We start from the raw sequence: 11,724 nt of genomic DNA, 5'->3' as shown, positions 1-11,724 counted from the left end.
GCAAGATTTTCTCGCGCAAGGTAAAGTGCGCCGGGTGGCGCTACCCCGGCATGCTCGGCGTACGCCACGCTGACGGAGGGAGTGAGGCGTGGGCACGTCAGGTCGCCACCTGGAGGGGCGTGGGCGGACGGTGTCCGTCGACGACGAGACGCTGGTGACCTGGTGGGGGCTCATCCTGGAGGGTTTCAGCCGCGCCCATGGGCGTATCGATGCGGACCTGCGCGAGGTCGCGGATCTGCCCGGACCGTGGTTCGAAGTCCTGCTGAGGCTCTCACGGACGCCCGGCCGTGAGCTCCCGCTCACCCGCCTCGCCAAGGAAGTCGCCTTCTCCAGCGGTGGGTTCACCAAGATGGCCGACCGGCTGGTTGCCAGGGGCCTGATCGAGCGGCGGCCGAGCCCCACTGATCGCCGAGTCACACTGGCCGGGCTCACCCCGCAGGGCGCGCGTGTGCTGGACCGTGCGCTCAGGGTGCACCTCGACAGTCTCCGCCGGTACGTCCTCGAACCGCTGGGGGCCGAGCGGCTCGAACAGGTGGCCGTCGGCATGAAGGAGCTGCGCGATCATGAGGGTGGGACACCTACTCTCTGATATTCCGGACCTTGATCCTGATAATCCGGACTCATCAGCCGGATGATGCCGGGTGTTCGGGCGTGGCCGCGCGGCCGCTCGTGCCCTAGGGGCTCATAGGGGTGTGGTGCGGTCGCCGCACCGCCCGGGGGCCCGGCGGCGGTATGGCGAGCGGCGCGCGCGCCGTCGCGGATAGTCGTCCCTGTGCCCACGACCAGGGTCAGGCCTCGTGTGGCGGTAGGTGAGGTGCGAGTAGCCCGTCGGCCTCCGGCTGCCGATCGGCGTGCGTTGCGTGCCCGGCCTCGCTGTTGGTGTTCGCATGCGGCGTCATCCGTCCCGCGGTCCCGTGAGCGTCATGAGCCGTCTCGGAATGTCCCACGTTTTAGGACTAGCGTTTCGACATGGAGGACCGTACGCTTCCGGCCAGTTACGGTCAACCACTCGTCGCGTGACATCACCGGGCATTCCCGGCGCGGCGGTGAGGAGTCACGGCGTGAACAGACTGGATGCTGAAACGACCCCCCACATGGGGGGCGGTGATGCCGGTGCGTCGCCCCCACCACGGGCAGAACCTCAAGGCGCGGCTTCGCCCGCAGCCCGGCCGGGTGCCTTGCCCGGAGCCCCTCTCCAGGTGCGAGGACTCGCCAAGCGTTTCGGCGGCGTAACGGCTCTCGACGGCGTCGACCTCTCGGTGGCGTCCGGAGAGGCGGTCGCCGTCATCGGGCCCAACGGCGCGGGCAAGAGCACACTGCTGAAGCTGATCGCCGGCGTGCACCGCCCCACCGAGGGAGAGATCTGGCTGGGGGAGCGGCGGCTGGACCGGATGCCGGCGCACCGCATCACCCGCAGTGGTGTCGCGTTGGCGCATCAGGTCCCGCGGCCCTTCCACGGTCTCACTGTCCAGGAGAACGTGCGCATCGGAGCCATGGCGGGCCGGCCGCACCTGCATTCCGGTGAGATCGACGAGATCCTCGCTCTGTGCCGGCTGGACACCAAGGCGTCCCGTCCGGCCGACTCGCTGCGGGTCCTGGACCTCAAGCGGCTGGAGGTGGCCCGGGCCCTCGCCACCCGTCCCCGGGTGCTGATGTTCGACGAGGTCGCGGCCGGGCTCGTCGGCCGCGAACTGGACGAGGCCATTGACCTGATCCGCCAGGTTCACGACCGGGGAATCACCATGCTCCTGGTCGAGCACATCGAGCGGGTCGTACGGGAGCTCGTCGACCGCGTGCTGGTGCTCAACTGGGGCCGGCCCCTGGCCGAGGGCACACCGGCCGAGATCGCCGCCAACGAGGAGGTGCGGGCCGTCTACCTCGGCGACGGCGACAAGACCCAGGCGCCGCCCACCCGCACCCCGGCCGCCGTCTCGACCTCCGACACCGGTGCCGTGCTCGCGTTGGACACGGTCAGTGCGGCCTACGGCGACATGGTCGCCCTGCGGGACTTCACGATGCGCGTCGATGCGGGGCAGATCGTGACCGTCCTGGGTGCCAACGGTGCCGGCAAGTCGACGCTGTGTGCCACGATCATGGGCACTGTCGAGGCGAGATCGGGTTCGGTGCACGCCTTCGGCAAGGACATCACGGGTATGCCCACCCACGACCGGGCGCGCCTGGGGATCGCGTACTGCCAGGAAGGCCGCCGCATCTTCCCCGGTCTCACCGTTGCCGAGAATCTGATGCTCGGCGCTCCGCTCGCGCTGGGCAAGGACGAGGTGCGGGCCCGTATGGAGCGGGTCCATGCCATCTTCCCGGTGCTGGCCGAGCGTGCCACGCAGCAGGCCACGACCATGTCCGGCGGCCAGCAGCAGATGCTGGCCGTGGGACGCGCCCTGATGGCCGACCCACAGGTGCTGATCTGCGACGAGATCTCACTCGGCCTCGCGCCCGTGGCCATCGACGCCCTCTACGGGGCACTGGACGAGATCAACTCCCAGGGCGTCGCCATCGTACTGGTCGAACAGAACGTCAAACGAGCGCTGGGCATCGCCGACCACGCGGTCGTGCTGTCCCGCGGCCGCATCTCCTACAGCGGTGACCCGGCCGGCCTGCTCAGCGACGAGGCCCTGGACGCCGCCTACTTCGGCACCGCCGACGACAACGCCGCGAACGCCGTACCCCTGTCCCCTTCTTCTCCTCCCACTCCCACTCCGCTCAGCACCACCGAAGGAGAGTCCTCGTGACCAGACCCAGCTCCCGCCGCACCCTCGCGATCAGCACCACAGCGGTCCTCGCCCTCACGGCGGGCTGTGCGGGCAACGCCTCGACGAGCAGCGGCGGCTCCGACAACGGTGATGGCCCCATCGTCATCGGGACCAGCATCCAGCTGTCCGGCGCCTTCGTGAACAAGCAGATCCGCGACGGCTACCTCCTGGCGGTGCAGCAGGTGAACGCCAAGGGCGGGCTCGAGGTGGGCGGGAAGAAGCGGAAGGTCGAGCTGAAAATCCTCGACAACCGCAGCGACACCAACACCATGGTCCAGCAGGTCCGTTCCCTGGTGCTCAGCGACAAGGCCGTGGGGCTGCTGGGATCGTGCTGCCAGCAGAACATCGACATGCAGGGCCAGGCCGACGCGCTGAAGGTGCCGCTGGTGATGGGCGCCCTGCCCATCGAACTGCTGCCCAAGGGCAAGGGCTACACCTGGGACTCCTTCCAGTCGCTCGCCGACGGCGCCAAGGGCTTCTACACGGTCGCCGCCGGAGCGAAGACCAACAAGAAGACGTTGATCGTCACCAGCAACGACGCCCAGGGCATCTCGGCCGGGAAGATGTGGGGGACGGCCGGCAAGAAGGCCGGCTTCACCATCTCCGCCACCAAAGCCGTGCCCGCCGGCACCACGGACTTCTCCGACGTCATCAACTCCGGGAAGTCCTCGGGCTCGCAGGTGCTGATCGCTTCCATGGCCCCGCAGGACTGCTTCGCCATGTGGAAGCAGATGAAGGCGCTCGCCTACAAGGCGAAGGTCGCCATCGGCCTGAACTGCGCCCAGACGCCTGGCTGGGGCTCTCTCGGCAAGCTGGGCAACGGCACCCTCGTCCAGCTGAACTGGTCCAACTCGGCCGGGCTTCCGGACACCGGCCTCATCGTCAGCAAGTACGGCAAGAAGTACACCAACCTCACCGACCTCGGCTCGGTCGCCCTCGGCCTGCACGAGGCGACCATCCTTCTCGACGCCATCAAGACCGCCGGAAGCACCGACCACGAGGCTGTCAACAAGGCACTGGCCAAGAGCACCACTGTCTCAGCCCAGGGCCCCGTGAAGTTCGTGGACAACAAGAGCGCCACGCCGACCTTCATCGGCCAGTGGAACAACGGGGCCATCAAGCAGGTCTGGCCGGCCAAGGGCGCGAAGCCGCTCGGCCCGCTGTCCGGACTCAACTGAGGCCCGGCATGGACTCGATACGACACCCTGCGAGCGTGAGCGAACGGAGCACATCGTGAGCCTCGACGTCCTGGCCGCCGGTATCCTCGCCGGCGGCCTGTACGCCCTGATCGGACTGGGTATCTCCCTGGTCTTCGGCGTCCTCGGTCTGATGAACCTGGCGCACGGCGAACTCGTCATCGGCGGCGCCTATCTTGCCTCCCTGCTCGTGGCCGGAGCCGGCTGGGACCCGCTGCTGGCCCTGCCGCTCGCCATGGCGGGCGTCGCCCTGATCGCCTACCCGCTCCAGCGGTACCTGCTCACACCGCTCCTCAAGGGGAGCAACACCGCACCGCTGGTGGGTACCTTCGGGTTGTCCCTGCTCGCCCAGGCACTTTTCCAGGGCGCTTTCGGCACCCACCCCAAGAGCCTTTCCGCCCCCTACGCCGACTCCGGCATCTCGATCCTCGGCGTACGCATCCAGACGATCTATCTGATCGCCTTCGCGCTGACCAGCCTCCTGTGCGCTGCCACCCACCTGATCCTGACCCGCACGCGCGCCGGCAGCGCGGTCAGAGCGGCTTCGGCTGACCCGGCCACGGCCGCCGTGCTCGGCATCAACGTGCCGACGGTCTACGCCATGACCTTCGCCGGCGCCGCTGCCCTGGCCGCGGCCGGCGGAGTCCTGACCGGCGTCGCCCAGAGTTTCACTCCCACCAGCGGGATGCCGTTGCTGCTGACCGGAATGGCCGTGATGGCACTGGCGGGCATCGGCAGCGTCGGCGGCGTCTTCCTCGCCGGCATCGCCCTCGGCGTCCTGCAGTCGGTCAGCGTGGGACTGTTCGGCGGCGGCATGCGCGACGTCGTCGTCTACCTCGCCTTCTTCCTCGTCCTCGCCGTACGCCCCCAAGGCCTGTTCCGAAAGGCGGCCACCGGATGAAAACCCGGCCGATACCACGAGGGAAACCGGCGGGCCTGTGGCCCGCGGCCACCCTCGCCCTGCTCACGGTCATCGCCTTCGCCCTCGCCCCGATGCTCGGCCTCGGGCAACTGGACCTGGGCGTCACCCTGCTGACGTATCTCGCGATCGCCCAGGCCTGGAACGTGCTCGCCGGCTTCAGCGGCCAGATCTCCCTCGGCGCCGCCGCCTTCATGGCGACCGGCGGCTACACCACCGCTCTCCTCCTCGTCCACACGGACCTGCCCTGGCCGGTGGCCCTGCTCGGCGCGGGCGTCGGCGCGATGCTGCTCGCCCTCCTGCTCGCCGTACCGCTCCTGCGCCTGCGCGGCGACTACTTCGCCGTGGGCACACTGGCCATCTCCATCGCCGTCCAGGCCCTCCTCAGCAACTGGAACTGGGCCGGCGGCGCCAGCGGCCTGACCCTGCCCACGGAGAGGATCCCCAGCGGCGGCAACCTGTACCAGATCGCGGTCGTCGTCGCCGCCCTGTCCATGGCCCTCACCCTCTACGTCCGCCACAGCGCCTTCGGCCTGCGCCTCGCCGCCGTACGCGACAACGAACCGGCCGCCGCCGGGCTCGGCGTCCCCGTCTACCGGCACCGGCTTGCCGCGTTGGTGCCCACCAGCGCACTCACCGGCCTGGCCGGAGCGGTGATCGCGTTCCAGTTCGTCGTCATCTCCCCGGACGGCGTGGCCAGTGTCAACTGGAGCCTGAACGCCGTCCTCATGTCCGTGGTCGGCGGCGCGGGCACGGTACTCGGACCGGTAGTCGGCGTGGGCGTCGTCTACTACGGGCTGACCCGCCTGCTCCAGGACCAGCAGACGCTCTCCCTGGTCATCGAGGGCATCCTGCTGATCCTCATCGTGCGCTTCGCCCCCCAGGGAGCCTGGCCGCTGATCTGCCGGGCGGTGCGGCTTCCGGCCGCCCGCCGCCGGGTCCCGCCGGCCGCAGCGGACACCGGCTCCGATACCAACACCCGGACTCTGGAGCACGCATGACGGCGTCCGAGGCATACGGAGACGGACTTTCTCCTGGTCACCGTGGCGGCGGCCTCGGCTTCGCCACTGTCGAAGTGCTCGTCGCGACGGCGTCGGCGTCGTGACGACGACACCCCACCGGATCGCGGGGGACGGCTGACCACAACGGTGGCTGCGCTCGACTGCACTCCGCCGGTTCCCCGGCGCCGAGGGGCGGGTGCCGGGGCCGGGCGGGCCACCGGCCTGCTCTTTACAACGACCAGGGCGACTCGTCGCCCCCACTCGGTCCTGTGTTCAAGGGATGGGGAGGTGCGATGAGTGTCGTGCGGTGTCGGCCGGTACCGCTCGGTGGTGGACGGCCGTCGTCCGCCGCTCGCGGGGCGAGCGGCGGACGTGGTGGGGGTCAGGCGACCTTGAGGGAGATCTTCACCGTGAGCGTGGCATGGGTGGGTGTGGTGGCGTCGGCGACAGCGAGCATGAAGGTGTAGCTGCCGGACTTGGTCGGCGTGCCGGTGATGGCACCGGTCGTGCGCTTCAGGGTGAGGCCGGGCGGCAGGGCGGTGGCGGCGGTGTAGGTGTACGGGGCCTTGCCGCCGGACGCCTTGACCGTGGTGCTGTAGCTCTTGTTGACCGCCGCCGTCTTGAGGGTGGTCGGGGAGAGGCTGAGCACCGGGCCGCGGAAGCTGCCGGACAGCTCCAGCAGCGCCCCGATGGCGGGTGAGGCCGTGCAGCCGCCGGTGGTCAGCTCGACGGCGTAGTCGCCGGCGGCGTGGACGGAGAGCTCGGCCACGGCGCCGGGTGCCGGGGTGGCGGTCAGCGTGGTGGAACCGGTATGGGCGAGCGCGACGTGCAGGGTCCGGCAGCCGCCGGTGCCGGTGGTGGTGTTCTGGACCAGCAGCGAACCCGCGCTGTTGGCGTGGAAGTAGGCCCACTGCTGGGCCGTCGCCGAGGTCAGCGAGGTGGTGTAGTTGGTGCTGCCCGCCAGCGGGCCCGCCGCGGCCGTGCGGTTCGGGCCGACGGGCAGGGTGTGGGAGGCCGCGTTGAACTCGCCCGCCGCTTCCGGCTCGATGGTGTAGCCCTGGCCGAGGCTGTTGCAGCCCCACGGGGTGATCTCGACGTAGTAGCGGCCGGCGCTGCTGCCGGTCTCCTGCCCGGGCAGGACGAAGCCGTGGGTGCTGTTGGCGGGCAGGGAGGCCGAGCTGATCTGCTGGGTGCCGGTCGCCCCCCACAGGGTGGCCGTCAGTCCGTCGCAGGGCAGCGAGCCCTTCACGGTGATGTTCTGTACCCGGACCGTCGCGGTGACCGCGTCGGACTTCTTGTAGAGGACGTACCAGTCCTGGCCGCTGCCGGAGGCCAGGTGCTGCGTGGAGGCGACACCGCCCGGCAGCGGCGGCCAGGCGGCGGCTGCGCTGCCGGCGGCACGGGCCTCGGCGGTCGGTGTCCGTGCCGGGACGGCCCACTCGGCGGCGGACTCGGCCTCCACCGTGTAGGTCTGGCCGCCGGTGTTGCAGCCCCACGGCACCAGGTCCACGAAGTACCGCCCCTGGGCGTCACCGGCCTCGTTGCCGGGGACGGTGAACGTGGTGGTGGCGTTGGCGGGCAGCGACGCCGACTGCACCGAGTTAACGGTGCCCGCGGACCCGTACAGCGTGGCGGTGAGGCCCCCGCAGGCGGCGGAGCCGTCCACCGTGGTGTTCTGCACCCGGACGGTCGCGGTGGCGGAGTCCTGCTTCTTGTACAGCACCAGCCAGTCCTCGGTGCCGCCGCCGTCGACCGTGCCGCCGTAGAGCGTGCCGCCGTGCAGCGGGGGCCAGGCGGAGCCGATCGTGGTGCCCGCCACGGCCGTGCCGCCCGGCACCGCGGCCGGGGCGGCCCACTCGGCGGCGGACTCGGGCTCCACCGTGTAGGTCTGGCCGCCGGTGTTGCAGCCCCACGGCACCAGGTCCACGAAGTATCGTCCCTGGGCGTCGCCGGCCTCGGTCGCGGGCAGGGTGAAGGTGACCGCTCCGTCGGCGGGCATGGACGCCGACTGCACCGGGTTGCCGGTGCCCGTCGATCCGTAGACGTTCGCGGTGATGCCGCCGCAGGCGATGGTGGTGTCGGCGGTGGTGTTCTGCACCCGCAGTGTCGCCAGGTTGCTGTCGGCCTTCTTGTAGAGGACGTACCAGTCCTGGCTGCCGTTGCCGCTCAAGGTGCCGCCGTAGGAGTTGCCGCCCTGCAGCGGGGGCCAGGCGGAGCCGATCGAGCGCCCCGCCTGGACGTGCAGGGCGGGCGGGTCGAGCGCCGGGCCCCCGCCGGCGGTGAGTTCCAGGCTGTAGGGGGCCACCGAGGTGCAGCCCCAGGTGGTGACCGCCACGTAGTAGCGGTCCGCGCCCAGTTGCCGTCCCGCGAGCTGGGCGGAGGTGCCGGCGCTGATCCCGCCCGTGGAGTTGAGCTGGCCGCTCCGGGTGCCGTCCGCGTTGTAGAGCACGGCCTGGAGGCCCGCGCAGGAGGCGTTCGAGGCGGCGGTGCTGCGCACCGTGGCGGTCACCGCGGCGCCCGGCGAGGCGGCGTAGATCACCCACCAGTCATTGGAACCGTTCACCAGGTTCCCGGTGACGGTCCCGGTCAGCAGGCCGGCGCTGCCGATGCTGTCCCCGGCTGCCGCGGCCGGAGCGGCCGTGGCTGAACCGCACAGCGCGAGCAGAACCGCCAGCACGGCGGTGACGACGGTGGCCGCCCTGGCGAAGGGCCGGGCGGCCCGGCGTCTCGGCGAAACGGATCTCTCCCACAAACGATGTGCACCACTCACGACTGGTCCCCCCACGAGAACAGTTCGAGCCGTGCGGGCTGGGCACGGGCACGATGCGTCGGCGGCCTCGCACAGCAATCCGATTCGGGACAATACGGCCACCCGGCTGTCCGTACAAGGCGATCTCCATCACGGTTCGTACATGATTGGAGGCACTGGTTCCGTGGCCTGACAGGCTCTCAGCGTCCTTTGTCCTACGTTGACTTCGATGGTCGTTGCGAATGCGCTCGGTGAGCCGGAATCCACGCGACGCGGTTGTCCCCACGCTTCGAGAGGACGGCCGGGGAGGGGACATTCAGAGAGCCGCATCAACGCGGGAAGGAAGCTGGGAAGTCGCTGGGAGCCGTCCGGATCTGGCCAGAAAGGACTCGGCGGCTGGTCGCCGAGGTGGACGGAACGGTCCTGGCCCCGGCCCGCTGGACGTCACGGAGGAGGCGTGATCGCCCGCCACATCCCTCGCGGCGGGGTCGGCCTGACCGACGAGGTGGTCGACGCGGCCGTTTCCTCGCATCGAACGAGGCGTTCCGCATCACCGGCGTGAAATCTCGTCGTCGACGGCGGCTGGTCGACGGTCATCACGGGAAATCTTCGGGTCGAGAGCGAACCTGCATGGCGATCGGTGCAAGGATGACATGTGTAACCTTGTACATGTGTCTCTTCGCTATGCGATCCTCGGGTCCCTCACCTCGGCACCCTCGTCCGGGTACGATCTCGCCCGCCAATTCAGCTTGGGGCTGGGCTGGTTCTGGTCGGCCTCACACAGCCAGATCTATCCAGAGCTCAAGCGCCTGGAGGAGGCCGGCCTGATTGACGGATCGCTCACCACAGTGGGGGAGAAGTTGGAGAAGCGGGTCTACTCGATCACCGAGAAGGGACTCGACGAACTCCTTTCATGGGTCACGGACCGACCCCACTACCGTCCCAACCGTGACCCCGAACGGCTACAGCTGATTTTCTCCGACCTGGCCTCCGTGGAGGCGATCAGACGCCACTTGAGGGCGCACCGCGACCACTTCATCCAGCGCCGCGACCGCGTGCGACCGGTTCGGGAGGCCATCACCGAGGGTGAGCACGAGCGGGTGCAGAAGCGGCTGCAAGGCAAGTCACCACGTCAAAGAGAGCTCACCATCCTCCTTCGGGAGTTCGCTTACGACGGCGATGTCGAACGCGCCGAGCTGGAGATCGCCTGGGCTCAACGTGCCCTCCGAGCACTCGATGAGTACGAGCGACGTTACGGAGACGACGCGGAGAGCACGGTGGATACGACCTCTAGCCGGTGACTTCGCGCATGGCGTATGAGGTCTCTCGCCGGCGGGGCCGTGCCGGGTTTCGATGCCGAGGAGTTCGAGCAGGTGTGCTTGGACTCCTCGGCGGAGCGTGAGGCGGCACACGTCAGATGCGGTCATCCCAAGGACCGGGGTCAATCTGAGGCATCCCACGCCGTGGCCGTCACCGCGACGGCGGCATCCCGGTCTTCCACCGGGCCTGCGATGGCGGCGCGGGCGAGGGCCGCAGGTCGCCATCGCCGCCCCGTACCCGCGGCCCGGGTCAAAGCCGGCTTCTACGCCACTGTCGAGCTCGGTGTCCGCGTACTGGGCGACCCGTCAGGCGACGTGGTCGTTCTCGGACTTCTCCCCGGTCGGCTGCGAGTCGTGAGCGGAGATCGCTCCGGTCTCGATGAGGGCATGCCAGAGGGCGTAGCCCTCCTTGGTGTACTGGTCCCCGATCACCTTGTTGGGAATCGGCGTGTGGTTGAGCAGGAAGTCACGGATTCGGCGCACGAGCCAAGGGGCATTGTGGAAGATCCAACCGGTCCGGCGCGCGTTGGCAGTAACCTTGTTGGTGTACTTCAGGCGCTGGTCCTCGTACTTCGCAAACGCGTCGGCGACCTGCGCGGAGTCGGAGAGGTCGACGCCGTTGAAGTACCTGCCGAGGAAGAAGCCGTCCTCGAGCGCCATGCCCGCTCCGTAACTGGCGTAAGGCGAGGTGGGGTGGCCGGCATCACCCAGCAAGGTCACTCGGCCGCGGGTCCACGTCTTCAACGGGTCTCGCCACTTGACCACCCAGCGGAAGATGTGTGCTTCATCGAGCTCGGTCGCTGCGAAGATCTTGTCGACGGGACTCTCGAAGTCGGCGATGCGCTCACCGATGTAGGAGCGGACATCGTCTGGCATGGGCTGTGTCTCGGTGCAGGGCTCGACGAACCACCACTCGACACAGTCCGCCCCCTGGAACTTGAGGGGCGCATACCCGAACTGGTGCTTGTCCGAGTGGCGCATGTACTGCATGTCGCGGTCGATCTCGGCGCCGTCGGTCCAGCCGAGCCAGACCGCGATGCCGAGGTGCTTGGCGGGCCCCTCTCCGAACAACTTCTGCCGGACCAACGAGTCGATGCCGTCGGCGCCGACGAGAATGTCCGCGACATAGTCCTGCCCGTTGGCGAAGTGAAGCAGCACGTCCTTGCCACGGTCCTCGAATGCGGTGAGCTCGTGGTTCGGGACGATCGACCCCTCCTTGACCGCTCCGACGAGCCTGTCGTAGAGCTCCGACCGGATCATCCCGGAGGCCCACCCGGTCGCCCCGGCCTGCCTGAGCAGATCGTGGTCCTCGGGGAAGACGACACGCTTGTAGCGCCCGTCGTGGCTCCGGAACTTCTGGTTGTGGCCGGTGAAGGTGTCGCTGATGTCGGCGGCGTAGGAGCGCATGATGTTGAGGGCGATGGCATTGAGGATGATCGCTCCGCCCAGGCCCTTGACCTTGGAGTGGCGCTCGAAGATCCGCACATGGAAACCTGCCTGCTGGAAGGCGATTGCAGCGGAGAGGCCACCGGGCCCCGCCCCGATGATGGCGACCCGCTTGCCCACCTTTGCTTCCTCGGCTCGTGTCGTCCCGGTTGTCTTGGCGTTCATGTCAGGGGATCTCAGACTCTCTTTCTAGCGGCGGATACGGCCGAAGGAGGTGGCGAGCCGCGTCCGCGGACTGAGCATGGACCATGTCTCGGCTCTCCGATGCCCTTGGCAGCGCCGGTCACGACGGCCACTCGGTGGGTGCTGGTGCTCACGTCAGTGCT

8 protein-coding genes are annotated in these 11,724 nt (G+C 69.1%); 6 read left to right on the top strand and 2 right to left on the bottom strand.

The window, feature by feature from the left end:
* Positions 1–88: 88 nt before the first annotated feature.
* The 5 genes from ACFZDK_RS48690 (at position 89) to ACFZDK_RS48670 (ending at position 5,884) form a co-directional block, all read left to right on the top strand.
* On the top strand, positions 89–589 hold the full coding sequence (locus tag ACFZDK_RS48690; RefSeq protein ID WP_390983817.1) for a MarR family transcriptional regulator: 501 nt from the start codon (positions 89–91) through the stop codon (positions 587–589).
* Positions 590–1,199: 610 nt separating this feature from the next.
* On the top strand, positions 1,200–2,747 hold the full coding sequence (locus tag ACFZDK_RS48685) for an ATP-binding cassette domain-containing protein (protein WP_390034289.1): 1,548 nt from the start codon (positions 1,200–1,202) through the stop codon (positions 2,745–2,747).
* The gene (locus ACFZDK_RS48680) at positions 2,744–3,946 is read left to right on the top strand and encodes an ABC transporter substrate-binding protein (RefSeq protein ID WP_390983814.1); all 1,203 of its coding nucleotides are present in this window, start codon (positions 2,744–2,746) and stop codon (positions 3,944–3,946) included. Before ACFZDK_RS48685 ends, ACFZDK_RS48680 begins: the two co-directional genes overlap by 4 nt.
* Before the next feature lie 55 nt (positions 3,947–4,001).
* Positions 4,002–4,865, top strand: a complete 864-nt coding sequence (locus tag ACFZDK_RS48675) for a branched-chain amino acid ABC transporter permease (RefSeq protein ID WP_330351202.1) — start codon at positions 4,002–4,004, stop codon at positions 4,863–4,865.
* Positions 4,862–5,884: a branched-chain amino acid ABC transporter permease gene (locus tag ACFZDK_RS48670; protein WP_390983810.1), complete on the top strand. Its 1,023-nt coding sequence runs from the start codon at positions 4,862–4,864 to the stop codon at positions 5,882–5,884. Before ACFZDK_RS48675 ends, ACFZDK_RS48670 begins: the two co-directional genes overlap by 4 nt.
* Before the next feature lie 382 nt (positions 5,885–6,266).
* Here ACFZDK_RS48670 and ACFZDK_RS48665 read toward each other — a convergent pair whose 3' ends face one another.
* On the bottom strand, positions 6,267–8,636 hold the full coding sequence (locus tag ACFZDK_RS48665) for a putative Ig domain-containing protein (RefSeq protein WP_390983808.1): 2,370 nt from the start codon (positions 8,634–8,636) through the stop codon (positions 6,267–6,269).
* Between the two features lie 668 nt (positions 8,637–9,304).
* Here ACFZDK_RS48665 and ACFZDK_RS48660 point away from each other — a divergent pair.
* A complete protein-coding gene (locus tag ACFZDK_RS48660; RefSeq protein ID WP_390983805.1) occupies positions 9,305–9,934 on the top strand; it encodes a helix-turn-helix transcriptional regulator in 630 nt (209 codons plus the stop codon).
* A gap of 324 nt (positions 9,935–10,258) precedes the next feature.
* Here ACFZDK_RS48660 and ACFZDK_RS48655 read toward each other — a convergent pair whose 3' ends face one another.
* Positions 10,259–11,563 carry an FAD-dependent oxidoreductase gene (locus ACFZDK_RS48655; protein WP_390034283.1) on the bottom strand — a complete coding sequence of 435 codons (1,305 nt, stop codon included), beginning with the start codon at positions 11,561–11,563 and terminating at the stop codon, positions 10,259–10,261.
* Positions 11,564–11,724 lie beyond the last annotated feature (161 nt).

Origin of the sequence: Streptomyces sp. NPDC007901 (genome assembly GCF_042959465.1) — a bacterium.
Classification (GTDB): domain Bacteria; phylum Actinomycetota; class Actinomycetes; order Streptomycetales; family Streptomycetaceae; genus Streptomyces.
This window is presented reverse-complemented; position numbering and strand designations above follow the sequence as displayed.

Bases quoted from the DNA above. Each gene is read 5' to 3' on its own strand.
- ACFZDK_RS48670 (WP_390983810.1), top strand. From the start codon at position 4,862: ATGAAAACCCGGCCGATACCACGAGGGAAACCGGCGGGCCTGTGGCCC.
- ACFZDK_RS48655 (WP_390034283.1), bottom strand. From the start codon at position 11,563: ATGAACGCCAAGACAACCGGGACGACACGAGCCGAGGAAGCAAAGGTG.